This window comes from Streptomyces ferrugineus, from assembly GCF_015160855.1.
Taxonomy (GTDB): Bacteria; Actinomycetota; Actinomycetes; order Streptomycetales; family Streptomycetaceae; genus Streptomyces; species Streptomyces ferrugineus.
On the sequence record NZ_CP063373.1, the window covers coordinates 7892832 to 7917885 of the forward strand.

25 protein-coding genes are annotated in these 25054 nt (G+C 71.0%); 2 read left to right on the top strand and 23 right to left on the bottom strand.

Features of this window, described 5'->3' with window-relative positions:
- Window positions 1-46 precede the first annotated feature (46 nt).
- Window positions 47-661 (top strand): murein hydrolase activator EnvC family protein, encoded by a 615-nt coding sequence (locus IM697_RS35120; RefSeq protein ID WP_228044301.1) that lies wholly within the window; start codon window positions 47-49, stop codon window positions 659-661.
- A gap of 120 nt (window positions 662-781) precedes the next feature.
- Here the strand turns inward: IM697_RS35120 and IM697_RS35125 are convergent, their stop codons facing one another.
- From IM697_RS35125 to IM697_RS35205, 17 genes are all read right to left on the bottom strand, one after another.
- Window positions 782-1339 (bottom strand): TetR/AcrR family transcriptional regulator, encoded by a 558-nt coding sequence (locus IM697_RS35125; protein WP_194050012.1) that lies wholly within the window; start codon window positions 1337-1339, stop codon window positions 782-784.
- A 95-nt stretch (window positions 1340-1434) separates the two neighbouring features.
- Window positions 1435-2277, bottom strand: coding sequence for an RNA polymerase sigma factor WhiG (whiG, locus tag IM697_RS35130; RefSeq protein WP_194040117.1), 843 nt, complete (start codon window positions 2275-2277; stop codon window positions 1435-1437).
- A gap of 306 nt (window positions 2278-2583) precedes the next feature.
- Window positions 2584-3744: a DNA-processing protein DprA gene (gene dprA, locus IM697_RS35135; protein ID WP_194040118.1), complete on the bottom strand. Its 1161-nt coding sequence runs from the start codon at window positions 3742-3744 to the stop codon at window positions 2584-2586.
- Complete coding sequence (locus IM697_RS35140) at window positions 3741-5366, bottom strand: YifB family Mg chelatase-like AAA ATPase (protein WP_194040119.1); 1626 nt, start codon at window positions 5364-5366, stop codon at window positions 3741-3743. The genes dprA and IM697_RS35140 overlap by 4 nt, the downstream gene beginning before the upstream one ends.
- A gap of 1 nt (window position 5367) precedes the next feature.
- Entirely contained in the window at window positions 5368-5730 is a 363-nt protein-coding gene (locus IM697_RS35145; protein ID WP_194040120.1) for a YraN family protein, read from the bottom strand.
- An 88-nt stretch (window positions 5731-5818) separates the two neighbouring features.
- Window positions 5819-6127: a DUF2469 domain-containing protein gene (locus IM697_RS35150; RefSeq protein ID WP_194040121.1), complete on the bottom strand. Its 309-nt coding sequence runs from the start codon at window positions 6125-6127 to the stop codon at window positions 5819-5821.
- Window positions 6128-6183: 56 nt separating this feature from the next.
- A complete protein-coding gene (locus IM697_RS35155) occupies window positions 6184-6696 on the bottom strand; it encodes an NUDIX hydrolase (protein ID WP_194040122.1) in 513 nt (170 codons plus the stop codon).
- Window positions 6686-7462, bottom strand: coding sequence for a signal peptidase I (gene lepB, locus IM697_RS35160; protein ID WP_194040123.1), 777 nt, complete (start codon window positions 7460-7462; stop codon window positions 6686-6688). The genes IM697_RS35155 and lepB (IM697_RS35160) overlap by 11 nt, the downstream gene beginning before the upstream one ends.
- Window positions 7463-7606: 144 nt before the next feature.
- A complete protein-coding gene (gene lepB / locus IM697_RS35165; protein ID WP_194040124.1) occupies window positions 7607-8572 on the bottom strand; it encodes a signal peptidase I in 966 nt (321 codons plus the stop codon).
- Complete coding sequence (lepB, locus tag IM697_RS35170; RefSeq protein WP_194040125.1) at window positions 8460-9551, bottom strand: signal peptidase I; 1092 nt, start codon at window positions 9549-9551, stop codon at window positions 8460-8462. The genes lepB (IM697_RS35165) and lepB (IM697_RS35170) overlap by 113 nt, the downstream gene beginning before the upstream one ends.
- Window positions 9544-10308 (bottom strand): signal peptidase I, encoded by a 765-nt coding sequence (gene lepB, locus IM697_RS35175; RefSeq protein WP_194040126.1) that lies wholly within the window; start codon window positions 10306-10308, stop codon window positions 9544-9546. The genes lepB (IM697_RS35170) and lepB (IM697_RS35175) overlap by 8 nt, the downstream gene beginning before the upstream one ends.
- Before the next feature lie 60 nt (window positions 10309-10368).
- Window positions 10369-10719 (bottom strand): 50S ribosomal protein L19, encoded by a 351-nt coding sequence (gene rplS, locus IM697_RS35180; protein WP_194040127.1) that lies wholly within the window; start codon window positions 10717-10719, stop codon window positions 10369-10371.
- A gap of 134 nt (window positions 10720-10853) precedes the next feature.
- Window positions 10854-11687, bottom strand: a complete 834-nt coding sequence (trmD, locus tag IM697_RS35185; RefSeq protein ID WP_194040128.1) for a tRNA (guanosine(37)-N1)-methyltransferase TrmD — start codon at window positions 11685-11687, stop codon at window positions 10854-10856.
- Complete coding sequence (gene rimM, locus IM697_RS35190) at window positions 11684-12229, bottom strand: ribosome maturation factor RimM (protein ID WP_194040129.1); 546 nt, start codon at window positions 12227-12229, stop codon at window positions 11684-11686. The genes trmD and rimM overlap by 4 nt, the downstream gene beginning before the upstream one ends.
- 83 nt (window positions 12230-12312) lie before the next feature.
- The gene (locus IM697_RS35195; protein WP_003973401.1) at window positions 12313-12552 is read right to left on the bottom strand and encodes an RNA-binding protein; all 240 of its coding nucleotides are present in this window, start codon (window positions 12550-12552) and stop codon (window positions 12313-12315) included.
- Between the two features lie 2 nt (window positions 12553-12554).
- Entirely contained in the window at window positions 12555-12974 is a 420-nt protein-coding gene (gene rpsP / locus IM697_RS35200) for a 30S ribosomal protein S16 (protein WP_194040130.1), read from the bottom strand.
- A gap of 297 nt (window positions 12975-13271) precedes the next feature.
- A complete protein-coding gene (locus tag IM697_RS35205; protein WP_194040131.1) occupies window positions 13272-13868 on the bottom strand; it encodes a hypothetical protein in 597 nt (198 codons plus the stop codon).
- Between the two features lie 523 nt (window positions 13869-14391).
- Between IM697_RS35205 and IM697_RS35210 the strand changes: the two genes are divergently transcribed.
- Complete coding sequence (locus IM697_RS35210; protein ID WP_194040132.1) at window positions 14392-15249, top strand: class I SAM-dependent methyltransferase; 858 nt, start codon at window positions 14392-14394, stop codon at window positions 15247-15249.
- A 16-nt stretch (window positions 15250-15265) separates the two neighbouring features.
- Here the strand turns inward: IM697_RS35210 and ftsH are convergent, their stop codons facing one another.
- The 6 genes from ftsH to nsdA form a co-directional block, all read right to left on the bottom strand.
- The gene (gene ftsH, locus IM697_RS35215; RefSeq protein WP_194040133.1) at window positions 15266-17203 is read right to left on the bottom strand and encodes an ATP-dependent zinc metalloprotease FtsH; all 1938 of its coding nucleotides are present in this window, start codon (window positions 17201-17203) and stop codon (window positions 15266-15268) included.
- Between the two features lie 100 nt (window positions 17204-17303).
- Complete coding sequence (ffh, locus tag IM697_RS35220; protein WP_194040134.1) at window positions 17304-18857, bottom strand: signal recognition particle protein; 1554 nt, start codon at window positions 18855-18857, stop codon at window positions 17304-17306.
- 106 nt (window positions 18858-18963) lie between these two features.
- Entirely contained in the window at window positions 18964-21411 is a 2448-nt protein-coding gene (locus IM697_RS35225; protein ID WP_194040135.1) for a [protein-PII] uridylyltransferase, read from the bottom strand.
- Window positions 21412-21438: 27 nt separating this feature from the next.
- Window positions 21439-21777, bottom strand: coding sequence for a P-II family nitrogen regulator (locus tag IM697_RS35230; RefSeq protein WP_003997576.1), 339 nt, complete (start codon window positions 21775-21777; stop codon window positions 21439-21441).
- The gene (locus tag IM697_RS35235; RefSeq protein ID WP_194040136.1) at window positions 21774-23051 is read right to left on the bottom strand and encodes an ammonium transporter; all 1278 of its coding nucleotides are present in this window, start codon (window positions 23049-23051) and stop codon (window positions 21774-21776) included. The genes IM697_RS35230 and IM697_RS35235 overlap by 4 nt, the downstream gene beginning before the upstream one ends.
- Before the next feature lie 340 nt (window positions 23052-23391).
- The gene (gene nsdA, locus IM697_RS35240) at window positions 23392-24885 is read right to left on the bottom strand and encodes a transcriptional repressor NsdA (RefSeq protein WP_194040137.1); all 1494 of its coding nucleotides are present in this window, start codon (window positions 24883-24885) and stop codon (window positions 23392-23394) included.
- Window positions 24886-25054: the final 169 nt, after the last annotated feature.

Consider the following 25054-nt stretch of genomic DNA (forward strand, 5'->3'; position numbering starts at 1 on the left):
CCACAGATACCGGCCATGATCGGTGGCGGTGCGGGACCGTTCTCGCATGCGAGAGAAGCGATGCGCGAGGGCGGCGCGGATGTGCGGGCGGCTGGTGTTGCTGCTGCTTCTGACGGCGACCGCCCTGCTGGCCCCGGCGCCACGACTGACCCTGACCGCCACGAGCGTGCGCGCGGCACCCGCTCCCGACCCCACGGTGCCGACCGTCGGCCGGGCATGGCCCGTTGGAGTGCACCCCCGGGTCGTGCGCGGCTGGGAACCACCGACGACACCGTACGGCCGCGGCCACCGGGGCGTGGACCTGGCGGCCCCGGCCGGGGCACCGGTGCGGGCGGTGGCGGCGGGGCGGGTCTCCTTCGCCGGCCGGGTGGCCGGGAAGGGGGTGGTGTCGGTGGAAGTGGCGGGGACGGGGGATCCGCCGCTGCGGACGACGTACGAGCCGGTGCGGGCGGTGGTGGAGAAGGGGGACGAGGTGGCGGCGGGGGACATCGTGGCGACCGTGGAACCGACCGGCTCGCACTGCGCGGCGGCCTGTGTCCACTGGGGCCTGCGGAGAGACGGGACGTACCTGGACCCGCTGTCGCTCCTGCCCCCGTGGCTGCTGCGCAGGGGTCCGTCGAGGCTGCTGCCGGTGCTGGGGGTGCCGTTGCCCTCCCAGTAGAGCCTGCTCAGCCGCGGGCATGCGTGCCGCCTGCGGCGGCACGGGGTGCCGCCCCAGCCTCAGCCGCAACGCCGGGCGCCCATCGGAGCCCGGGCGCCGCAACCCGGCCCCCAGCCGACGTCAGCCTCGTACGCCCCTCAACGCCATCGACACCGTCGCGTCCGTGATCACCGAAGGATCCTCCGCCGCCCCGAACTCGATCCGCCGTACCGCCGCGTCGACGACGCCCTGAACCAGCATCGCCGCCAGCCGGGGCTGCCCGTGCCCCATCTCCTCCAGCGCCTCGGCGATCATCGCCACGAGCCCGCCGTGCGCCGCCCGGATCTTCTCCCGCGCCCCGGCGTCCAGCTCACTCGCGGAGATCGCCACGACGGCCCGGTGCCGCCGGTCCCCGACCAGTTCAAGTTGCTTGCGCACATACGCCTCGACCTTGGCCTCGGCGCCGCCGGCCGCGGCCATGGCCGCCTCGACCTCCCCGGCCCACACCGGAAAGTCGACCTCGCACAGCTCCTCGACCACGGCGGCCCGCGAACGGAAGTACTCGTAGACGGACGACCGCGCGAGACCCGTCCGCTCGGCGAGGGCCGGGAAGGTCAGCGCCTCCGTCCCGCCCTCGGACAACAAAGATCGCGCCGCGTCCAGCAGGGCGGCTCGCTGCATCGACCGGTGCTCGGCCACGGAGGCCGCTCGAATCCTTGGCACGTCAACCACTTTACGGACGTGCCCTCGCGGACGGGAGTCTCCGCACGGAACCCCACATCCGTCCGGCCAGGTCAACGACCGAAGCCGGCCAGTTTCGCCCGCAGCTGCAGCACGGACTTGGTGTGGATCTGGCTCACCCGGCTCTCGGTCACCCCGAGCACGTTTCCGATCTCGGCGAGCGTGAGCCCCTCGTAGTAGTACAGGGTCACCACGGTCTTCTCCCGCTCGGGCAACGTGTTGATCGCCCGCGCCAGAAACCGGCGCAGCTCCCGGTCCTCGGCCACCTCCACGGGGTTGTCCGCGGCGGTGTCCTCCAGCGTGTCCATGAAGCTCAGCCCGTCGCCGCCATCGCCCCCGACGTGCAGCAGCTCCTCCAGCGCCACCACGTTGGCCAGCGACAACTGGCTGAAGACCGAGTGGAGTTCGTCCACCGCGATCCCCATCTCGACGGCCACCTCGCCCTCCGTCGGCGTCCGCCGCAGCCGCGCCTCCAGGGTCGCGTAGGCCCGCTCCACGTTCCGCGCCTTCTGCCGCACCGAGCGCGGGATCCAGTCCAGCGCCCTGAGCTCGTCGATCATCGCGCCCCGGATCCGGGTGATCGCGTACGTCTCGAACTTGATCTCCCGGTCGATGTCGAACTTCTCGATCGCGTCGATCAGTCCGAAGACCCCTGACGACACAAAGTCCGCCTGCTCCACGTTGGGCGGCAGACCGACGCTCACCCGGCCCGCCACGTACTTGACGAGCGGCGAGTAGTGCAGGATCAGCTGCTCGCGCAATCGCTCGTCCCCCGTCGCCTTGTACGACCGCCACAGCTCGTCGAGTGTCGAGGGAGCGGGCGGTCGCACGCTGCCATCGTCACGGGCGGCCGAGGGGATCGCCGCCCGGTCGGACCCGGAGGTGTGCTGGGGCATTCGTTGCCTTGTGCCGTTCTGCCGTGAAATTGCGGGGTGCTTTGGGGAGCTGTCGGGCTGATGTCGCTCTGGCGTCGTTCTGGGGACCTTCCGATGTCGAGGTGCCGGCCTGATCCGGAATCCCCGTGAGCGTAGCGTGACTGGAGTGTCGCGGTGCGCGAAGGACGGAGGGCAAGCCGTACGCAGATACGTTCCGCTGGACGTCCCACCGGGTCAGGGTGATCGCGCTGAGTGATCACCCGAACACCCCAACTGGGGGAATTCACAAGGGCGTCCGTGTTCCCCCGTACGGCCGAACACGCTCGGTCAGCAGCTGGTTCGACCGGCTCGAACGGAGATCATCGCCTGGCGTGTCAACTTCCAGCCGTCGCCGTGTCGTTCGACGTAGCCAAGTGAGCGGAGTTCGTACAGCCTCGCGATCGCGTCGTCCTCGGTGGTCTGCGCCCCCCGCGCGATCTCGTCCGCCCGCGCGGCGCGTCGTCCGGGCAGCGCGGCCAGGACCCGTCGGGCCCGGGGCTCCAGCAGATCGCGGGGCAGGACGGGACCGCGGCGCTCGGGGGCCAGCTCTCCCATGTCGCCGACCAGTTCGACGACCTCGGCGGCGTCGGTGACGAGGACGGCGTCCCCGCGCAGGAGTTCGTTGACTCCTGCGGACAGACCGCTGGTGGCCGGGCCGGGGACCCCTATCGTGTGACGGCCCAGCCGCTGTGCGGCGCGGGCGGTGACCAGTGAGCCGCTGCGGTGGGCGGCCTCGACGACCACGGTGCCGCGGGTGAGCGCCGCGATCACGCGGTTCCGCACGATGAATCTGCTGGGTGTGGGATGGTCTCCCGGCGGCAGCTCCCCGATCACCAGTCCCTGTTCCGCGATCCGGTTGATCAGCTGGGTGTGTCCGCGCGGGTAGGGCCGGTCGACGCCGCAGGCGAGCACGGCGACGGTGGCTCCGCCGGCGCCTAGGGCACCGCGATGCGCGGCTCCGTCGACCCCGTAGGCGCCGCCGGAGACGACCACCCACCCTCGCTCGGCGAGGCCGCCGGCGAGGGTGGCCGCCATGTGGGCGCCGTACTCGGTACAGGCGCGCGCCCCGACGACGGCCACGGACCGCAGGGCCCACATCCGCAGACCGGCCCGCCCCCGCACCCACAGTCCGAGGGGCCGGGCGTCCCCGAGATCATCGAGCTGCCCGGGCCATTCCGCGTCCCCCGGACACAGAAACCGCACCCCGGCGTCCCGGGCAACAGCAAGGTCCCGACCGGCATCGGCCCGCGCGGCTCGAGCCCGCAGCCCCTCCCACCGCTGGTGACTCACCCCGGGCAACGCCTCCACCCCCTCCCGCAGCCGCCGCACCACGTCCCCCACCCCGAACTCCCGCACCCACCGCCCGGCGACCTCGTCCCCGGGCTCGAAGACCCGACTGAGAAAGACCCGGCCGAGCAGTTCGCCGTCCGGGTCCTCGCTCCCGTTCACGTCAGCGCCCCGATGGCCATGGGCACGCCGCGCGGCACACCGGTGCGCAGTTGCAGGGCCAGGGCGACGTCCGTGGCGTCGGGCCGGTCGTGGCCGACGAGGTCGGCGACGGTCCAGGCGACGCGCAGGACTCGGTCGAGTCCACGGGCGGTCAGTAGGCCGCGCTCCAGGTTCCGCTCCGCCTCGTCCATGGCGCCCGGCGCGGCATACCAGCGGCTGCGCAGCTCGCGTCCGGGGACCTCGCTGTTGGTCAGCCACGGCGTACCGGCGAGTCGGGCCGACGCGCGCTCGCGGGCCGCGTGCACCCGGTCGGCGACCGTCGCGGTGGACTCGCCCCGGGCCCCGCGCTCGGTCAGCTGGGCGCGGGTGACCCGGTCCACCTCGACGCGCAGGTCGACCCGGTCGAGCAGCGGCCCGGACAGCCGCGCCTGATAGCGGCGGATCGCCGAGGGCGGGCACTCGCACAGGTCGTCCGTCCGGGAGAAGCGGCCACAGGGGCAGGGGTTGGCGGCCAGGACCATCAGGAACTTCGCCGGGAAGCGCACGACGCCGGCACTGCGCGCGATCACGACATGCCCGGCCTCCAGGGGCTGTCGCAGGGCGTCGAGGGCCTGGCCGCTGAACTCCGGTGTCTCGTCCAGGAAGAGCACGCCCCGGTGCGAGAGCGACACCGCGCCGGGCCGCGCGATGCCGGGGCCACCGCCGACCAGTGACTGCATCGTGGCCGAATGGTGCGGGGCGCAGTAGGGGGCCACGTCGATGAGGGGCTTGCCGGGAGGCAGCAGTCCGGCCACCGAGTGCACCGCCGTGACCTCCAGCGACTCGTCGCTGCCGAGCCGGGGCAGGATGGCCGGCAGCCGCTCCGCGAGCATCGTCTTGCCCGCGCCGGGCGGCCCCTCCAGGAACAGGTGGTGACCACCCGCCGCGGCGACCTCCACGGCCGTACGCGCCGAGATCTGGCCCACCACATCGGCGAGGTCGTGCCCGAGGTCGTGCTGGGCGGCGCTCATGCTGTGCATGCCCGTGGCGGCGCCCGTGCCGGGCACGCGCAGACCCGCGAGCAGCGGATCCGGCCGGCCCTGCTCCTCGGGTTCCTCGTCCGGTACGGGTTCGTCGGCGAGGACGGCGATCAGCTGGCGCAGGCTGCGCACTCCCAGGACGGACACTCCCGGCACCAGCGAGGCCTCGGCCGCCGCGCACTCGGGCACGACCACCTGCTCATAACCGGCGTCGGCCGCGGCCAGCACGGCGGGAAGGATGCCCCGGACGGGACGCACCCGCCCGTCCAGTCCCAGTTCGCCGATCATCACGATGTCTGCCAGCACCCGCGGATCGATCCGCTCCGCGGCACCGAGGACGGCGCACGCGACGGCCAGGTCGAAGCCGCTGCCCGCCTTGGGCACCGAGGCCGGGCTGAGCCCCACCGTCAGCTTCTTCTGCGGCCACTCGGCCCCCGAGTTCACCATCGCGGCGCGCACCCGTTCCCGGCTCTCGGACAGGCTCTTGTCCGGCAACCCCACCAACGTGAACGCCGCAACCCCGGGTTCCAGATCCGCCTGGACCTCCACCACGACGCCCTCGACGCCGACCAGTGCCACCGAGCACGTACGAGCGAACCCCATCTCAGGCCACCCCCCGCGCGTGCTCGACCACGGGTGCGCCGCGTTCCGGCAGGAGGACGCCGATCAGGTCGATGCGGACGCCTCCCGGTGGGGCGCCTCCGTGGGTGTGCAGCCAGCTTTCCGCGAGGCCCCGCAGGCGGGCCGCCTTCTCGTGGGTCACCGCGGCCATCGGATGCTCGAAGGCACCCTTCCTGCGCGTCTTGACCTCGCAGACGACCAGGACGTCGCCGTCCCGGGCCACGATGTCGATCTCACCGCTCCTGCCGCAGCGCCAGTTGCGCTCCAGGACCGTCATCCCGGCCTCGACCAGCCGCCGCGCGGCCAGGGTCTCGCCGTACCTGCCGAGTGCACTCTGTGCGTTCATGTCGGCACCACCTCCGGCGCCAACGATCACGCAACCCGGCCCACCGAGTTGATCTTGGTGGACTACTCAGCGGTTGTGGAAAACTCCGTCACCCGCTCGGCAGCTCCAGATCGTTCTTGTTCAGCTCCTCAATGTTCACGTCCTTGAACGTCAACACCCGGACCTGCTTCACGAAGCGAGCCGGCCGATACATGTCCCACACCCATGCATCCGCCATGGACACCTCGAAGAACACCTCACCCTGGACCGAGTGCACCTGCATCTCGTAGTCGTTGGTCAGATAGAAGCGCCGCTCGGTCTCGATCACGTACTTGAACAGACCGACGACATCGCGGTACTCCCGATAGAGCTTGAGCTCCATCTCGGTCTCGTACTTCTCGAGGTCCTCGGCGCTCATGGCATGTTCCCCTTCAGCCGTGCGATCCCACCATTGTGCGTCAGTCCCGTCAGCACCTAGACAATTTCCGCGTCAAGGGTCACGGGCCCGGCGGGGGGACCTTCGTCGAGCAGCCTGCGCAGCAGCTCGGCGAGTCTGGTCGGATACACCGTCTCATGTGCTCGGGCAAGTTCCTGACACGTCCACCAGCGCGCACCGGCGACGCTGCGCCGCTCCAGCTCGGTCAGGGCCACGGCCCGGGTCGCCGTCTGCGTCGTACGGGCCAGGTAGTACCACTCGTCCTGGTCCCAGCGGCGTCCGGCGAACGGGAAGGAACACATCCGCCGCCACAGCACGGGACCGAGTTCGACCTCCGTGATACCGGTCTCCTCGGCGAGTTCCCGCAGCGCGGCCTCCTCGCGCGTCTCGTCGCCCTCGAGGCCGCCGCCCGGCGTGAACCACCAGTTGTCGGCCGGGTCCTCGGGCTCATGGCCGTACAGGAGAAGGATGCGGTCCTCGGGGTCGAGCAGCACGACCCGGGCGACCTTGCGCAATCCGCCCTCGTGCCGCTCCCACGCCTCAGCGGGCACCCGCGGGCTCCGTCCGCGCGCGCGAGCGGTCGCCGAGCCGCTTGGCGATCGGGCCGTACGCCCCGCCGCCCAGGACCAGCACGGCGCCCACGACGATCAGCGCGACGACCGTCCGCAGCGGGCCGGGCGCCGACAGCGCGCCGAGTTCCTCGAAGCCCGTGGGGCGCTCCAGCATGCCGTCCATGGGCCAGACGACGGCTTCCACCCGGGCCGACACGGCGCTGCGCGCCACGGTGCCCTGGGCGGCGTCCGTGAGGTGGGCCGTGGAGTCCAGGGAGCCGGTGCGCTCGTCGCCGAGCAGGAAGAGCCGGCCCTTGGGGACCGTCACGGTCGGGAAGTTCTGGAACTCGGCAGGGTTGTCCTTGGCCAGGTACGGCTCGTCGATCTGCTTGCCGTTGACGGTCAGCTTGCCGTCCGTGCAGCAGGCCACCGTGTCGCCCCCGACGGCGACCACGCGCTTGACGACGGGGGCGTTGCTCACCCAGGTCTTGTCGGTGAAGACGACGACGTCACCGCGGCGGACCTCCCCGCCGTCCACGCGCTCGGCCAGCACCCGGTCACCGGCGCCGATCGTCGGCGCCATCGAGGGGGTGGGCACGGTGTACGGCCGGTAGACCACCGCTCCCCAGGCGAACCCGCCCAGGAACAGCACCAGGCCCAGCGCCACGGCCAGCCCGGACAACCGCTGTCCGGTCCGGCTGCCCGCCGGGCCCCTGCTCGCGCCACCGTCACGCGGCGCCGTACGTATCGTGCTCTCGCCACCCATGGATCCGCACCCTACCCGGCGGTACCGACACCGGGCAGCCCCTCCTGTCGACCCGAGGTCAGGGGCTCGGCAAAGCTTTCGCCAGCATGCACGCGCCGCGCCGGGAGGCGGACCTCGCTCCGCCCGGGCGGACGGGTCGGACGGTCAGCGGGTCTGCGCCACCTGGATCCGGCGCCGGCGCCACAGCACCAGCGGCACCGCACCCGCCAGGGCGAGCCCCTGCGGAGCCACCGTCAGAGCGGCGGACCGGGCGTTCAGGTTCTGGTCGAAGGTGTCCGGAACCGACAGCGCGTCCCAGCGGTTGACCGGCCAGGCGATCACGATGGCACGGCCGACGACCTGGTCGACGGGGACCATGCCGTCGTTCTTGTCGGACCGGTTGTAGCGCGAGTCCCGGGAGTTCTGCCGGTGGTCGCCCATGACCCAGATGAAGCCCTCGGGGATCTTCACCTTGAACTGGCCGCCCTGGTCGTCGACGCTGCACGGCGTGTTGCCGGGGTAGACGTACGGCTCGTTCAGCGCCTTGCCGTTGACCGTCAGCGGGCCGGTCTTCTTGCACTCGACCGTGTCACCGCCGACGCCGATGACGCGCTTGATCAGGTCCTTCTCCTCCGCGGACGGCATCAGGCCGATCCAGCTGAGGAAGGTCTGCAGGGCGTTGGGGTCCGGGGTGGGCTCGCCCGCCAGCCAGTTGTCGGGGTCGTGGAAGACGACGACCTCGCCGCGCTCGGGCTCGGAGCCGAACCACGGGGTGAGCTTGTCGACCAGGACGCGGTCACCCTGCTGAAGGGTGTTCTGCATCGAGTCGGAGGGGATCGAGAACGCCTGCACCAGGAACGTCTTGATCAGCAGCGCGAGGACGAGCGCGATGCCGATCAGGATGGGCAGCTCCTTCCAGAAGGAGCGTTGCTTCTTCGGTGTGGGGGCCGCCCCGGACCCCGCGCCGTCGGTCGGCGGCTGCCCGCCCGACCCTTCGCCGTCACCGGCCGATCCGGGGTCATTCCCGGAGGTCACGGCGCCGTCCGCGGCCGGGTCGGCCGCTTCCACGGGGTGTCCGCGGTGCTCCTCGCCGTCGTGCCCGGACCGTGCGCCAACCGCCACATCCCCCACGCCAACTCCTTACTCTGTGCCGCTGCCTGCCCCATAGACGACGCAGGCCCACCACTCCCATAACGAGCGGGAGTTCCGCAGGGGTCGGGAGCTGGATCATTCCGTTCGGATCGTTGGAGACAACCCTATGCGACAGCTCGGGAGCCGCGGCCGACCCCGTCCCCCCACCCGACACGGAGGCGTAGGTGTTCGGCTCCTCCAGAGTGGTCATGTGGCCGAGCGGCCAGGCGATCCACATCGCCCGTCCGACCACCTCGTCCTCGGAGACCGTGCCGCCGTAGTCCTGGTCCTGGTGGGCGCGGGAGTCCGCGGAGTTGGCCCGGTGGTCACCCATCACCCACAGCCGGCCCTGCGGGACGGTGATGTCGAACTTCGCCTCGGAGGGGGCGTTGCCGGGGTACAGATAGTCCTCGTTCAGGGGAATCCCGTTGACGGTGACCCGCCCCTGCGTGTCACAGCACTTGACGCGGTCGCCACCGACGCCGACGACCCGCTTGATGAGGTCCTTCTCGTCGTCTGAAGGCAGCAGGCCGATGAAGGCGAGCGCCTCCTTGACCTGTTTGATGACCACGGGGTCCTCCTTCTTCACCGTCGTCTGCTCGTCCTGGAGCCAGCCGCCCGGGTCCTTGAAGACGACGACGTCACCGCGCTGCGGCTTGGAGCCGAACCAGGGGGTGAGCTTGTCGACCAGGACGCGGTCGCCGATCTGGATCGTCTGCTCCATGGAGCCGGACGGGATCACGAAGGCCTGGACGAGGAACGTCTTCAGGACGAGCGCTATGAGGACCGCGACGCCGACGAGGAGGGGTATCTCCTTGATCGCGGAGCGCCTGCGGCGCCGTTTGACCTTGCGCTGCAGCTTGCGCCGCTCCGCGCGCGTACGACCGCCGGCGGGGCTGGCTGCGCGCCGCACACCGGTGGGCAGCAGGTTTTCGGCGGGGCCGCTGGGCACGCCGCGGGGCTTGCCACGGTTACCCATGCGCGCCCGCCGCATCGGATGGCTTCGCCTCCGGGGCGCTCCGGCCGGCGTCGGCTTCGCCGGCCGGCACGCGCGCGTAGGCGTCGGGACGCTGCAGACGACTCCAGTGCGCGGTCGGCCATACGATCCAGTCGGCGCGGCCGACGACGTCGTCGACCGGGATCATGCCGCCGCCGGGCGAGCCCAGATGGTCGCGGGAGTCGCTGGAGGCGCTGCGGTGGTCGCCGAGGACGAACAGGGCGCCGTCGGGCACGACGACGTCGAACGGCACCGTGGACGGGCTGTCGCCGGGGTACACAAACGTCGACTCGTCGACCGACCGGCCGTTCACCCGGATCCTCCCCTCCTCGTCACAGCAGACCACGCGGTCTCCCCCCACACCCACAACGCGTTTGATGTAGTCGGCATCCCCGAAATACCCGGTTCCGTCGAACACGACAACATCCCCGCGCCGCGGATCGGCACCGAAACGGTACGCCAACTTATTTACGAGAACGCGGTCCCCGATCCTCAATCCGGACTCCATGGATCCGCTCGGAATCTCGAACGGCCGTACCACGAACATGTTGAGCAGCAGCAGAAACCCCAGCAGGACCAGCAGGGTCAGGCTGATCCGCCCGCCCGGCAGCCATTCGGTGATCCGCGCCGTCAACGCGAAGCGCGACCGTCCCTCCCGGCCCTCCGTGTCCGAGTTCGCCTCGGAGTCGGAAGGGCGGGAGGAGCGGTCGCGCTCCGTCGGCTGTGCTTCGGTGTCCATCGGAGCCAGATGTTATCCGGCCCCGCTTTGGACCCCGCGGGGGCGAGCCCCCTGAAGCGCTCAGTTCTCGCGCTTCTCCTTGATCTTCGCCGCCTTGCCGCGCAGGTCGCGCAGGTAGTACAGCTTGGCGCGGCGCACGTCACCCTTGGTGACGAGCTCGATCTTCTCGACGATCGGGGTGTGCACCGGGAAGGTGCGCTCGACGCCGACGGAGAAGGAGACCTTGCGGACCGTGAAGGTCTCGCGCACGCCGGCACCCTGGCGACGGATCACAACGCCCTTGAACTGCTGCACACGGGAGCGGTTGCCCTCGATGACGCGCACGTGGACGTTGACGGTGTCGCCCGGGCGGAAGGCCGGGACGTCGCTGCGCAGCGACGCGGCGTCGACGGTGTCGAGCAGGTGAGACATTTCGTCTGCTTTCTTCGCCCATGCCACAGGTCATAGGCGGGAGCTAGGTGTTTCGTGAGGATGCTGTCCGTGTCGGGGCGGGCGTCGTGTCCCCCTGTGGCAGGGGCGCACGCCGGACGACGCACAACAGCGGTCTATTCTTCCACGCCCTCGGTCCTGCGCCAAAATCGGCCGAACCGCTCCCCTTCCGGGTCGGGCATCCAGCCCAGGATGGAGAGCATCTCGCGGTCCTTCTTGTCGAAGGCCTTGGGATCGCAGCGCTCGATGAGGTCGGGCCGGTTGGCCGTCGTACGCCTCAGGGCCTCGTCGCGCCGCCAGCGGGCGATCTTGCCGTGGTGGCCGCTGAGCAGCACGTCGGGGATGCCCCGGCCGCGCCATTCGGGTGGCTTGGTGTAGACGGGGCCCTCCAGGAGGCTCGCCATGGCGCCGGGCGCGAAGGAGTCGTCGCGGTGGGACTCGGCGTTGCCCAGGACGCCGGGCAGCAGGCGCGCCACGGCCTCCGTGACGACCAGTACGGCCGCCTCGCCGCCGGCGAGGACGTAGTCGCCGATGGACACCTCGTGGACGGGCATACGGGTGGCGTACTCGTCGATGACGCGGCGGTCGATGCCCTCGTAGCGGGCCGGCGTGAAGATCAGCCAGGGCCGCTCGGAGAGCTCGACGGCGAGTTCCTGGGTGAAGGGGCGGCCGCTGGGAGTGGGGACGATCAGACAGGGCGCGCCGGAGCCGCTCTCGTAGCCGTCGGCCAGCACCGAGTCCAGCGCGTCACCCCAGGGGTCGGTCTTCATGACCATGCCGGGGCCGCCGCCGTACGGGGTGTCGTCGACCGTGTGGTGGCGGTCGTACGTCCAGGTACGCAGGTCGTGCACCTGGACGTCGAGCTGTCCACGCGCGCGTGCCTTGCCGACGAGGGAGACGTTCAGCGGCTCCAGATACTCGGGGAAGATCGTGACGACGTCGAGCCTCATGCGCTGTCGTCCCTCGAGGAGACGATCTCGGCCTGGTCGTCGATCAGACCCGGCGGCGGGGTGATGACCGCCCGCTGCTCCTCCAGGTCGATCTCGGCGACGATCTCCTCGACGAAGGGGATCATCACCTCGCTCCCGTCGGGCCGCTCGACGATGAAGAGGTCCTGCGAGGGCAGGTGCGAGATCTCGGTGATACGGCCGATCTCCACGCCCTCGGCGGTGACCACGTCGAGGTCGATGAGCTGGTGGTCGTAGTACTCGTCCTCCTCCTCGGGCAGCTCGTCCGGATCGACCTCGGCGATCAGGAGGGTGTTGCGCAGCGCCTCGGCGCCGCTGCGGTCGCGCACGCCCTCGAAGCGCAGGAGGAGACGGCCGCTGTGGACCCGGCCGGTCTCGATGGTGAGCGGGCCCGCGGACGCGGGATCGGTGGCGAGTACGGCGCCGGGGGCGAGCCTGAGTTCCGGCTCGTCCGTGCGTACCTCCACGGTGACCTCGCCCTTGATGCCGTGGGCACGGCCGATCCGTGCGACTACCAGCTGCACTGTGCTTGCTCTCCTGTCGAACGACTACGGGCCGGGGACGGCCCAGTGGCCCTCCCCGGCCCGAGCCGGTGCTGTGTTCGGCGTCAGCGGACGTGGTCCACGTCGACGAGGTCGACGCGGACACCGCGGCCACCGATGGCGCCCACGACGGTGCGCAGAGCGCGCGCGGTGCGGCCGTTGCGACCGATCACCTTGCCGAGGTCGTCGGGGTGGACCCGGACCTCCAGCACGCGCCCGCGGCGCAGGTTGCGGGATGCGACCTGCACATCGTCAGGGTTGTCGACGATGCCCTTCACGAGGTGCTCGAGAGCCTCCTCGAGCATGCTCAGGCCTCGGCCGACTCGGACTCGGCCGCGGCCTCGTCCTTCTTCTCCGCCTTCTTCTTCTGGGTGATCGCCTCACCCTTGCCCTCGTCGTCGCCACCGAGGGCCTCGAACGACGGGCGCGCCTTCTTCGGCTCGGCAACCAGCAGCGGAGCCGGGGCGGGCTCGCCCTTGAACTTCTGCCAGTCGCCGGTCTTCTTCAGAATGGCGAGGACGGGCTCGGTCGGCTGCGCGCCGACACCCAGCCAGTACGCCACACGGTCGGCGTCCACCTCGATGACCGACGGGTGGTAGGTCGGGTGGTACTTGCCGATCTCCTCGATCGCACGGCCGTCACGGCGCGTGCGGGAGTCGGCGACGACGATGCGGTAGTGAGGCGAACGGATCTTGCCCAGACGCTTCAGCTTGATCTTGACTGCCACGGGAGTGGGTTCTCCTGGATTTGACGTGGTTGGGCACGGCGAGAGAAGCCGCGTGGGGTTGCGGTACCCGAGGTGCCCGATGGACGCGTCAGCCGGAGGAGAGAGGGGTCCTGTGCGGCTGTCGAGTACAGCTAGCCATTGTGCCATACCCCGCGGGTCGCTTTTGGCCGAGGGGGCGGTGAGCTGTGCGCGGGCATGACTGATGGGGCGCCGCCGCGTGCGGTGCGGCGGCACCCCGGGCGTCGACGTCACGACCTGAACCGACAGCCACGAGATGCCGGTGCCGACGGGACGCCGTTACGCCGCTCCGACCACCTCGGGGATCCGGAACGGCTTTCCGCAGCCGCCGCACACGATCGGGGCCTGGGCCAGGACCGACGGGACGACCCGGACGTTGCGGCCGCAGTCGCAGACCGCCTTGACGCGGACGCCGCCCCCGGAGGAGCCGTGCCGGGCCGCCGGGCCCCGGAAGGTCCGGCCGGTGTCGGCGGAGGTCGCCGCGGTGTGGGCCTTCAGGGCGCGCTGGAGGCGTTCGATGGTCGGGCGGTAGCGCCGCTTGGCCTCGGGGTTGAGCGTGACCAGGGAGAAACCGCTGCTCGGGTGCGGTTCCTCGGGGTGGTCCAGGCCCAGCTCCTCGGCGATGGCGAGGAATCTGCGGTTGTGGTAGCGGCCGGCCCGGGAGGTGTCGCGGACGCCGCGCGCGGCGGCGACGCCATGGACTGCCTCGTGAAGCAGTCGCTCGAAGGAGAGCTCGTGACCGCACGCGGACGACGACTCCCCGATCAGGGACTCTGGCGCGGCGAGATCTGGCAGCTCGGGGTGGTACCGCTGAATGTCGGCCCACGCCTGTGCCAGCTCTGCGGCGAGAACAGGTGGTGTCTGTGTCGTGCTCACGTAATGACAACGAGCCGGAGTGCCGCTGTGTTCCGATTCCAGGGCATCCCAAATAATTTGCACGTACCCGTCAGTTGTGAATGATGCGCCACGACGAGGGCGGGTGCGCTGATCTGCGGAGAAGCCTCACACCTCGTAACAAGCTGGTGCGTAGTCCCACGTACGCCCCGGCGTGTAGCCCGCGTCCAGACGCCGGGACCCCTGTGGTTCACGGATGGGCAAGAGGCGTTTCGGCCACCCTCGTTCCGCGCGGGCGTCATCTCAGTAAGCGCACGCCACGACGGCGACGTTACCGGGTTCGCCGCGGCTGTCCCGCACCGGCCCGTCCTCGGCGCCCGAAGGTTGCCGGAATGTGAATTCTGGCCACGGACGCGGACAACCCACAAGCCGGGCCCCGCGACCCCTGGACGCGGCGTCGGGCGCGGAGTTTCCTGGCATACGGGGGAAGCGTGAGCGCATCGTCACGGGGCGCTACGGAATCGGGCACAGCGGCGGCAACTCTCGGCGGATTGGGGCGCTTTACATGACACCTACGCTCGTGCGGCAGCACCGACCTCACGCGGGCACGACGCCCCCCGTGGACCTGTGTGCACGCGCGCGTGACTGGTCCGAGATCCAGGAGCGGATGCTGGTCCCGCTCTACGAGACCGTCTACGAGCGACTGGAAGTAGGCCCGGGCACCCGGCTGCTGGGCCTCGGCTGCGGCAGCGGGCTCGCCCTGGTGATGGCGGCTTCCAGAGGCGCGGCGGTCACCGGTGTCGAGTCCTCCTCCCCCGAACGGCTGGCGCTGGCCCGGCAGCGGCTGCTGCCCGGGGCGTGGGACACGCGCGCGCGTGCCGACACCCGCCTCGTCGACGGCTCGCCCCGGGACACGGCGGACGCCCAGGCGCCCGCGTGCACCCTGGTGACCGCGTTCGAGCCCATCGGCTGCCTCGCGGGCGACTCGGAGGGGCTCGGTGAGACGCTCGCGGCCGCGACGCCGCTCGCCGAGCGGGGGGCGCCCGTGGTGCTCGCCGGCTGGGGTCCGCCGGAGCGCTGCGCCACGTCGTCCGTGCTGCGGGTCGCCACGAAGCTGGCCGATCCCCTGCGCGGCACCGGCAGTTGGCGCCCCGCCCGGCGCGACGACCTGGAAGAGGTCGCCCAGCGCGCGGGGCTGAAGCCGGACGGTTCCGGGCGGGTGGCCTGTCCCTTCGGGTACGCGGACCTCGACAGTGCCGTACGGGGACTGCTGTCGACGGGGCTGTTCGACGCGGCGATCTCCGCGACCGACCAGGTGCAGGTGGACAAGGAGCTGACGGAGGCGCTGCATCCGCATCTGCGCGAGGACGGCACGGTGTGGATGCCGAACGTCTTCCGGTACCTGATCGCCCGCGTGCCCTGAGCCGGGGCGCGCCGCCCTACTCCGCGTCGTCCTTCTTCAGCCGGGTGATCCCGGCGATCCGGTACGCGTCCGCCTCCTCCAGCGTCTCGTGCTCCATCAGCGCCTGAGCCAGGGCGTCCAGCTTCCCGCGGTGGTCGCGGAGCTTGCGGCAGGCCTCCTCGTAGCAGTCGTCGACGATCCGGCGCATCTCGGCGTCGATGACATCGAGGGTCTGGGGCGCGGCGGAGAGTCCGTACGCCTGCTGGGCGTCGCTCGGCAGCGCGGACAGTCGACCGACGCGCTCGCTCATGCCCCAGCGGGCCACCATGCCGCGCGCGATGTTGGTGACCTGCTCCAGGTCGTTCTCCGCGCCGGTGGTGACGACGCCGTAGACCACGTCCTCGGCCGCCATGCCGCCCAGGGCGCCGATGATCCGGCCGCGCAGGTACTCCTCGGAGTGCGCGTACCGCTCCACCTCGGGGGTCGACATCGTCACGCCGAGCGCCCTGCCGCGCGGCACGATGGTGATCTTGCGGACGGGGTCGGCGCCCGGCTGGAGCATGCCGAGCAGGGCGTGTCCGCTCTCGTGGAACGCGGTGCGGCGGCGGTCCTCCTCGGGCATCACGAGGGTGCGCTCGGCGCCGAGCTGCACCTTCTCCAGCGCCTCGGACAGGTCCGCGGCCGTCACCTCCCCCTGCCCCCGCTTGACCGCGAGCAGGGCGCCCTCGTTGGCGAGATTGGCCAGATCCGCGCCTGTCATTCCGGGGGTCTTGCGGGCGAGCTGGAGCAGGTCCACGTCCTCGGCGAGCGGGATCTCGCGGGTGTGGATGCGCAGGATCGCCTCGCGTCCGCGGCGGTCCGGCGGGGAGACGTTGACGACCCGGTCGAAGCGGCCTGGGCGGGTCAGCGCCGGGTCCAGGATGTCGGCGCGGTTGGTGGCCGCGATGACGATCACGCCCTCGGAGCCGGAGAAGCCGTCCATCTCGGTGAGGATCTGGTTCAGCGTCTGCTCGCGCTCGTCGTGGCCGCTCACCGAGGCGCCGCCGCCCCGCATCCGTCCGATGGTGTCGATCTCGTCGATGAAGATGATCGACGGCGCCACCTTGCGGGCCTCGGCGAACAGCTCGCGGACCCGGGAGGCGCCGACACCGACGATCATCTCGATGAACTCGGACGCGGAGGCGGAGAAGAAGGGCACGCCCGCCTCGCCCGCCACGGCACGCGCCAGCAGGGTCTTGCCGGTGCCGGGCGAGCCCGCCAGCAGCACGCCGCGCGGCATCTTCGCGCCCATCCTGCGGTAGGCGTCGGGGTGCTCCAGGAAGTCGACGACGTCGTCCAGCTCGCCCTTGACCTCGTCGATGCCGGCCACGTCGGCGAACGTCGTGCGGTGCTTGCCCGGCAGCAGCTCGACCGGCTTGGGCGGCGCCTTGCGCCCGAACAGGCCGCCCCCGCCGCCCCGGCCGCCGGCGAACCGCCGGGCGATGAAGACCCATACCGCGACGATGATCACGATCGGCGCGAGCGAGATCAGCAGATTGACGAGGAGACCGCGCTCCTTGACCACCGGCTGCGCGGTCACCGTGACGTTGTGGCTGCTCAGCTCCTGCCAGAGATCGTCGTCGGCGAAGGCCGGGCGCTGCGTCCGGAACTTGGTGTAGTCGCCGTCGCCCTCGGGGTTGTCCCGGGCGTCCTTGAGCTCGCCCTGGATGGCGTCGCCCTTGGAGTAGATCCTGGAGACGTTGCCGTCGTCGACCTGGCGGCTGAACTCCGTGTAGGAGATCGTCGGTTCGTTGCCCCGGTCGAGGTACGTCAGTCCCACATAGGCCAGCAGGAACACGACCACCGCGGTGAGCAGCAGGCTCCACCAGCGGCCGCGCATCCGCCGGCCACCGGGCTTCCTGGGCGGCTCCTCGGGGGTGCCCTCGGTGCGCCACGGCTGATCAGGGGCCTTGCGCGGTGGCGCGGCATTGCTCATATCTGGACGTTACGGCAGAGAGCGGGCCACGGCACGCGCACAGAGCACCGAGGGCGCCCCTCCTGGGGAGGGGCGCCCTCGGTGACGTGGCGGACGGGTCTCAGCCCATGAACTTCTTGAACTCGTCCGGCAGCTCGAAGTCCTGCCCGGCCTGCTGGCCCGGCAGCCCGAAGGCGCTGCCGCCCTGCTCCGCGGCGGCCCGGCGCGCGGCGGCCTCCTGCTCCTGCTGCTTGCGCTTCATCGGGTTGCCGGAGCGCTGCTTGCCCTTGGCCTTCTTCGGCTGCTTCTTCGTCCGGCCGGGGCCGCCACCCATGCCCGGCATCCCCGGCATCCCGGGCATGCCGCCGCCCTGGGCCATGCGGGACATCATCTTGCGGGCCTCGAAGAACCGCTCGACGAGGTTCTTGACCGCGCTGACCTCGACACCGGAACCGCGGGCGATACGGGCGCGCCGCGAGCCGTTGATGATCGTCGGCTCCTGGCGCTCGCCCGGGGTCATCGACTTGATGATCGCGGCCGTGCGGTCGACGTCACGCTCGTCGAGGTTGTTGATCTGGTCCTTGATCTGGCCCATGCCCGGGAGCATGCCGAGCAGCTTGGAGATGGAGCCCATCTTCCTGACCTGCTCCATCTGGGCCAGGAAGTCGTCGAGGGTGAAGTCCTGGCCCTTCTTGGAGGCCAGCTTCTCGGCCATCTTCTGGGCTTCGGCCTGGTCGAAGGTCTTCTCCGCCTGCTCGATCAGGGTGAGCAGGTCACCCATGTCGAGGATGCGGGAGGCCATCCGGTCCGGGTGGAAGGCGTCGAAGTCGTCGAGCTTCTCGCCGTTCGACGCGAACATGATCGGCTTGCCGGTGATCTGCCGGATCGACAGGGCGGCACCACCGCGGGCGTCACCGTCGAGCTTGGAGAGCACCACGCCGTCGAAGCCGACGCCGTCGCGGAAGGCCTCGGCGGTGTTGACGGCGTCCTGACCGATCATCGCGTCGACGACGAACAGGATCTCGTCCGGGGAGACCGCGTCCCGGATGTCCGCGGCCTGCTGCATCATCTCCTGGTCGATACCCAGGCGGCCGGCGGTGTCCACGATCACGATGTCGTGGACCTTGGCCTTGGCGTGCTCGATGGAGTCCTTGGCGACCTTGATCGGGTCACCGACGCCGTTGCCCGGCTCCGGGGCGAAGACCGCGACGCCGGCGCGCTCGGCGACGACGCTGAGCTGGTTCACGGCGTTGGGGCGCTGGAGGTCGGCGGCGACCAGCAGCGGCGAGTGGCCCTGCTCCTTCAGCCAGCGGCCGAGCTTGCCCGCGAGGGTGGTCTTACCGGCACCCTGCAGACCCGCCAGCATGATCACGGTCGGCGGTGTCTTCGCGAACCGCAGGCGGCGGGTCTCGCCGCCGAGGATCGTCACGAGCTCGTCGTTGACGATCTTCAGGACCTGCTGGGCCGGGTTCAGCGCCTTGGAGACCTCGGCGCCGAGGGCACGCTCCTTGACGTTCTTGATGAACGACCGGACGACAGGCAGCGCCACGTCCGCTTCGAGAAGTGCGATGCGGATCTCGCGCGCGGTGGCGTCGATGTCCGCCTCGGAGAGCCGTCCCTTGCCGCGCAGGTTCTTGAAAGTCGCTGAGAGGCGATCGGAGAGAGTATCGAACACGGCGCTCGCGGTCCTCGGGGTCGGTGGCAGCTGGGAATCGCCCTCCAGGGTATCCCGGCGACGCAGGTTGCCGGGATCCCTGGGTTCAGAGCCTGCGAACAGGCTCTCAGCCCCGCAACGTCTCCTCCAGCTTGCGTGCCACGGCCGCCGCCTCCTCGCCGGGCAGCGGGGCGCCCTCGGGGCCTGTGACATAGAACGCGTCGACGGCGTTGGCGCCCAGCGTGCTGACATGTGCACTGCGCACCCGCACGCTCGCGTCCTCCAGCGCCCGGCCGATCCGGAACAGCAGCCCCGGCGCGTCCTGGGCGCGCACCTCGATCACCGTGGCCAGCCGGGAGGCGGCCGGGTGCACCGACACCCGCGCCGGCGGCGCCACGACGCCCCGCCGGCGCGGATACGCCGCGTCGCGCTCGGCGAGGCGCCCGGCGATGTCCAGGGAGCCGTCCAGGGCGCGTACGAGGTCGGCGCGCAGCCGGGTGGCCTGTGGCAGCGAGCCGTACTCGGCGGCGACCCGCCAGTTCAGCAGCAGGACGGAGCCCTCGACGCCGTCGGGCAGATCCAGGGCGCGCAGTTCGGCCGTGCGGACGGTCAGGCGGTGCATCGCCAGGACGCCCGCCACCGCGGGCAGCACGCCCGGCTGGTCGGGTACGGCGATGACCAGCTCCACGCCGAGCGGCTCGGGATCGCCCGGGGGCTGCTCCTCGGCCGGCGGCTCGGTCTGGGCGCGCAGGGCCAGTACGGGGCTGCCGGTGGCGACCGCCTCGATGGCGAGCCGCTCCTGCTCGGCGGTGGGCGCGGCGGCCTCCGGCTCGTCCGGGTCGTCCCCGGCGAGTACGGCCGCGACGCGTTTCACCAGGTCGGCGACGAGGGACCCGCGCCAGGACGACCATGCCGCCGGGCCGGTGGCCAGGGCGTCCGCCTCGGTCAGGGCGTGCAGCAGCTCCAGGGTGCCCTGCGAGCCGACCGCCTCGGCGACCGAGCGCACGGTGGCCGGGTCCTCCAGGTCGCGCCGCGTGGCCGTCTCGACGAGCAGCAGGTGATGGCGTACGAGGGTGGAGAGCACGAGGACGTCGTCGCGGTCGAAGCCGATGCGCGCGGCCACGTCCTTGACGATGATCTCGCCGGCCACGGAGTGGTCGCCGGGCCAGCCCTTGCCGATGTCGTGCAGCAGCGCGGCGACCAGGAGGAGGTCGGGGCGGTGGACGCGGCGGGTGAACTCGGAGGCGCGCACGGCCGTTTCGATGAGGTGCCGGTCGACGGTCCAGATGTGCACGGCGTTGCGCTGCGGACGGCAGCGCACCCGCTCCCAGTCCGGCAGGAAGTGGGTGATCAGCCCTTCGGCCTCCAGCGCCTCCCACACCTCGACCGTCGGCCGCCCGGAGCCCAGCAGGGTCACCAGCTGCTCGCGCGCCTCGGCGGGCCAGGGGGTGGGCAGCGGGCGCACGGTGGCCGCCATGCGCCGTACGGCGTGCAGGGAGAGCGGGAGTCCGGCCTGGGCGGCGGCGGCAGCGGCGCGCAAGGGAAGCACGGGGTCGCGTTCGGGGCGCGCGGCGCGGGCGAGTACCACCTCGCCGTCCTGCTCCACCACGCCCTCCGCGAGCGGGGAGCGCTCGGCGGTGGGCTTCCCGCCCCCCAGCATGGCGCGCAGCCGCGGCCGTACGGCGCGCGCCCTCAGCACACGCCCCACCTCGCGCCAAGTCACGTCGCTGGCATACGAGATGACCCGCGCCGCCTCGTACACCTGCCGCAGCAGCGTGTCCGCGTCGAGCAGCCCCAGCTCGGCGGCGACCTGGTCCTGCTCCTGCAGCGCGAGCCGGTCGGTCGCCCGCCCGGTGCTCAGATGCAGGGCGTCCCGTACGTCGAGCAGCCGGCGCCGGGCGTCGTCGAGGCCCTCGCGCGGGGCGTCGGCCAGCCAGGACGCGGCGACGGCGCGCAGGATGGTGGCGTCCCGCAGCCCGCCGCGCGCCTCCTTCAGATCGGGTTCCAGGAGGTACTGCAGCTCACCCTGCCGCTCGGCGCGTTCGGCGGACAGCTCCTGGAGGTCGGGCAGCCGCTTGGGCGCCTGGTTGCGCCAGTCGGCCAGGATCGCCGTGCGCAGTGCGGCCGTGAGCCCCAGGTCGCCCGCGATGTGCCGGGCGTCCAGCAGGCCGAGCTGGACCTTGAGGTCCTCGCCGGCCGTCTTGCGGGCCTCGGCTGGTGTGCGCACGGAGTGGTCGAGGGCGAGCCCGAGGTCCCAGACGGGGTACCAGATGCGGTCGGCGAGGGCGGCCACCGCCTTGCTGTCGCCGCCGTCGTGCAGCAGGAGCAGGTCCAGGTCGCTGCGCGGGGACAGCTCGCCGCGGCCGTAGCCGCCGACGGCGACCAGGGAGACACCCCGCAGCCCGCCGGCGCCGGCCGCGAACAGGCCGGTCAGCCAGTCGTCGGTCAGCTCCGCGAGGGCGGCACGGCGCGGCGGCCCGGACTGCGCCCCCTCCGTGAGGAGGCGCAGCCGGGCCGCCGCGTAGCCGCTGGGTCCCGAGTCTTCCGTTTCCTTGTGCACGTCCGTGCTCGACACCCAGCAGCTCCTGTCCTTCTTCTTCTCTTAGAGCGCGTCCGGCCCGCGCTCGCCGGTCCGGACCCGTACGGCCGTCTCGACCGGCAGGGACCAGACCTTGCCGTCACCGATCTTGCCGGTGCGGGCGGCCTTGACGATGACGTCGATCAGCTGCTCGGCGTCGTCGTCCTCGGCCAGGACCTCGATGCGGATCTTCGGGACCAGGTCCACGGTGTACTCGGCACCGCGGTAGACCTCGGTGTGGCCCCGCTGACGACCGTAGCCGCTCGCCTCGGTGACCGTCAGACCGTGTACTCCGAAGGCCTGGAGGGCTTCCTTGATCTCGTCGAGCCGGTGGGGCTTGACGACTGCGGTGATGAGCTTCATGCGTCCACCTTCTTGCTCGCGGCCGCGGCCGCCGGGGTTGCGACGGCGGCCTTGGCGGCACCGCCGCCCGCACCGCTGAAGTCGTATGCAGTCTCGGCGTGCGCGGCCTGGTCGATGCCGCTGACCTCGTCGTCCTCGGAGGCGCGGAAGCCGATCGTCTTCTGGATGGCGAAGGCGAGGATCCAGGTCACCACGAAGGTGTAGCCCATGACCGAGAAGGCACCGATGGCCTGCGACAGGAACTGGTCGCCACCGCCGGTCCCGCCGGTGGCGAGGAAGCCGACCATCAGGGTGCCGATGACACCGCCGACGAGGTGGACACCGACGACGTCGAGCGAGTCGTCGTAACCCAGCTTGTACTTGAGGCTGACGGCCCAGGAGCAGACCGCGCCGGCGACGACACCGATGAGCAGGGCGCCGAAGACGTTGACGTTGCCGCCGGACGGGGTGATGGCGACCAGACCGGCGACCGCGCCGGAGCAGGCACCGAGGGTGGTGAAGGCGCCGTGGCGGATGCGCTCGTAGATCAGCCAGCCGAGCATGGCGGCGCCGGTGGCGACCTGCGTGTTGATGGCCATCTGCGCGGTGGTGCCGTCGACACCCAGCTCGGAGCCCGCGTTGAAGCCGAACCAGCCGAACCACAGCAGCGCGGTGCCGAGCATGACCAGCGGCATGTTGTGCGGCCGCATCGGGTCCTTCTTGAAGCCGACGCGCTTGCCCACGACCAGGATCACGGCGAGAGCGGCGATACCGGCGTTGATGTGGACCGCCGTACCACCGGCGAAGTCGATCACGGCCGGGTCGAGCTGGGAGAGCCAGCCGCCGCCCCAGACCCAGTGGGCGACCGGGAAGTAGACCACGGTGACCCATACGCCGATGAAGACCATCCACGCGCCGAACTTGACGCGGTCGGCGAGGGCGCCGCTGATCAGGGCCGCGGTGATGACGGCGAACAGCATCTGGAAGAGCGAGAAGGCGAACAACGAGATGTCGTTGCCGGTGAAGCTCTCCATCGTGCTGTCGGCGTTGACGCCCTTGAGCCCGATCATGTCCAGGTTGCCGATGAAGCCACCCGAGTCACCGCTGAAGGCGAGCGAGTGGCCGTACAGCACCCAGAGCACGCTGACGATGCCCAGCGAGATGAAGGACATCATCATCATGTTCAGCACGCTCTTGGCGCGGACCATGCCACCGTAGAAGAGCGCCAGCCCGGGCGTCATCACCATGACGAGCGCTGCACTGATCAATACGAATCCGGTATCTGTGCCGTTCAATGCCGGTATCTCCTCGTCGTTGGTACGGCCCGTGCGGGCGAGCCCTGAGCGGATTGAGGGGTGGGGCCGGTTATGCGCCACGAGATTGGCGCAGCACGGTTTCGACAGAAGCCCCTCGTTGTTTCACGGGCGTGACGAAGACACCTGGCGTGTTACGCATCGATGAACTGCGAGATGTTCGGCTGCGCGATCGTTATCGTGGCGCAACCTTCTGAGCAGGTGAGAAGGAACCGGCCGCGGCGGCCTTCCGATGACCTGGCATGGGGGAGCCGAGTCGGGCAGTTCGGGAGGGCCGGCCGCGGCCGGGGTTCTGGGGGTTCCGGGGGGAACGGCCCCGGATTCAGACCGCCTCGGCGGTCTCCGGAAGCTCGACGGCGAGCCTCTCGGTGAGGTCCACGATCTCGGCGAGATCACCGAAGTCGCGCACGGCCGTGTCGACCGTCTTTCGAATACGAGTGTTGACGCGCTCGGAGCGCACCTTCTTGGCGACCCGCATGGCCTGCTCGGCGTAGACCGCGCTCTGCTCCGGCTCGCCCCGCAGCAGCTGGACCGTGGCCACCCCGATGAGGTTCAGCGCGTACGACCGCTGGTGCTCGCCGTCCTTCGCGAACAGGTCCACGGCCTGCCTCATCAGGGGCTCGGCCAGCGAGGCGTACGTCGGGCTGCGGCCGGCGACATAGGCGAGGTCGCGGAAGGAGTGGGAGTTCTCGCCGTACAGCTCGGCCTCGGAGAAGAAGCGGATCCAGTCGGGGTCCGGCTCGTCCCAGTCGTCGGCCTCGGCGAAGGTGTCCTCGGCCATCCGGACGGCCCGCTTGCACTTGCCGGGCTGGCCCATGTTGGCGTACGCGCGGGCCTCCATCGCATACAGCATCGACTGGGTGCGCGGACTGGCGCAGTCGCGGCTGCCGTACTGCGCGAGGTGGATCAGCTCCAGGGCGTCGTCGGGCCGGCCGAGGTGGATCATCTGGCGGCTCATGCTGGACAGGACGTACGAGCCGAGGGGGCGGTCGCCGGCCTCCTTGGCGGCGTGCAGCGCGAGGACGAAGTACTTCTGCGCGGTGGGCTGGAGCCCGACGTCGTACGACATCCAGCCGGCCAGCTCCGCCAGCTCGGCGGCGACCTTGAACAGCTTGCGGGTGGTGGACTCGGGGTGGGGCTCCTGGAGCAGGTCGGTCACCTCGTGGAGCTGGCCGACGACCGCCTTGCGACGCAGGCCGCCGCCGCACTGCGCGTCCCACTGCCGGAACATCACGGTGGTGGACTCCAGCAGGTCCAGCTCGGGCCTGGACAGCCGGCCACGCGCGCGGGACGACGGGACGGGCCGCGGCTCCTGGTACGGGGCGGGCGGCGCGGGGACCAGCCAGCGCTGCATCGGCTCGATGAGCGCCGGGCCCGCGGACAGGGCCAGCGAGCTCCCGAGGAAGCCGCGCCGCGCCAGCATCAGGTCGCTGCGCGAGAACTCGCTGATCAGGGCCACTGTCTGCGGGGCCGTCCAGGGCAGATCGACGCCGGACACGGAGGGTGACTGACGGGCGGCGCGCAGGCCGAGGTCCTCGACGGAGACGACGCAGCCGAACCGCTCGGAGAACAGCTCCGACAGGATCCGCGGGATCGGCTCGCGGGGGTTCTCGCCGTCCAGCCAGCGGCGTACGCGGGAGGTGTCGGTCGAGATGTGGTTGGCACCCAACTGGCGGGCGCGGCGGTTCACTTGGCGGGCGAGTTCGCCCTTCGACCAGCCGCTGCGCACGAACCAGGACGTGAGCAGCTCGTTCGGGCGCTTGTCGGCGTGCGATGCGCTACTGGCACTCGTACCGCTTCCGCTGTTGCCGCTCACTGCAACGCCCCCATCCCTTGGACCACTTGTCACCGAGTGCGCCAAGCCCTATCAGAATGCCGGTAAATACGGTTGCCCGTCCGGCGGTTCTCACCCTTCGAACGGAAAGCCGAGTTGCCCCCGGCATACCCATGAGTGCATGTGCCCCGAAGCTCTGTGCACTCACAGT

Bases quoted from the DNA above. Each gene is read 5' to 3' on its own strand.
- IM697_RS35120 (WP_228044301.1), top strand. From the start codon at position 47: ATGCGAGAGAAGCGATGCGCGAGGGCGGCGCGGATGTGCGGGCGGCTG.
- whiG (WP_194040117.1), bottom strand. From the start codon at position 2,277: ATGCCCCAGCACACCTCCGGGTCCGACCGGGCGGCGATCCCCTCGGCC.
- IM697_RS35140 (WP_194040119.1), bottom strand. From the start codon at position 5,366: ATGGGGTTCGCTCGTACGTGCTCGGTGGCACTGGTCGGCGTCGAGGGC.
- IM697_RS35145 (WP_194040120.1), bottom strand. From the start codon at position 5,730: ATGAACGCACAGAGTGCACTCGGCAGGTACGGCGAGACCCTGGCCGCG.
- IM697_RS35150 (WP_194040121.1), bottom strand. From the start codon at position 6,127: ATGAGCGCCGAGGACCTCGAGAAGTACGAGACCGAGATGGAGCTCAAG.
- lepB (WP_194040123.1), bottom strand. From the start codon at position 7,462: ATGGGTGGCGAGAGCACGATACGTACGGCGCCGCGTGACGGTGGCGCG.
- lepB (WP_194040125.1), bottom strand. From the start codon at position 9,551: ATGGGTAACCGTGGCAAGCCCCGCGGCGTGCCCAGCGGCCCCGCCGAA.
- lepB (WP_194040126.1), bottom strand. From the start codon at position 10,308: ATGGACACCGAAGCACAGCCGACGGAGCGCGACCGCTCCTCCCGCCCT.
- rplS (WP_194040127.1), bottom strand. From the start codon at position 10,719: ATGTCTCACCTGCTCGACACCGTCGACGCCGCGTCGCTGCGCAGCGAC.
- trmD (WP_194040128.1), bottom strand. From the start codon at position 11,687: ATGAGGCTCGACGTCGTCACGATCTTCCCCGAGTATCTGGAGCCGCTG.
- IM697_RS35195 (WP_003973401.1), bottom strand. From the start codon at position 12,552: ATGCTCGAGGAGGCTCTCGAGCACCTCGTGAAGGGCATCGTCGACAAC.
- IM697_RS35210 (WP_194040132.1), top strand. From the start codon at position 14,392: ATGACACCTACGCTCGTGCGGCAGCACCGACCTCACGCGGGCACGACG.
- ftsH (WP_194040133.1), bottom strand. From the start codon at position 17,203: ATGAGCAATGCCGCGCCACCGCGCAAGGCCCCTGATCAGCCGTGGCGC.
- IM697_RS35230 (WP_003997576.1), bottom strand. From the start codon at position 21,777: ATGAAGCTCATCACCGCAGTCGTCAAGCCCCACCGGCTCGACGAGATC.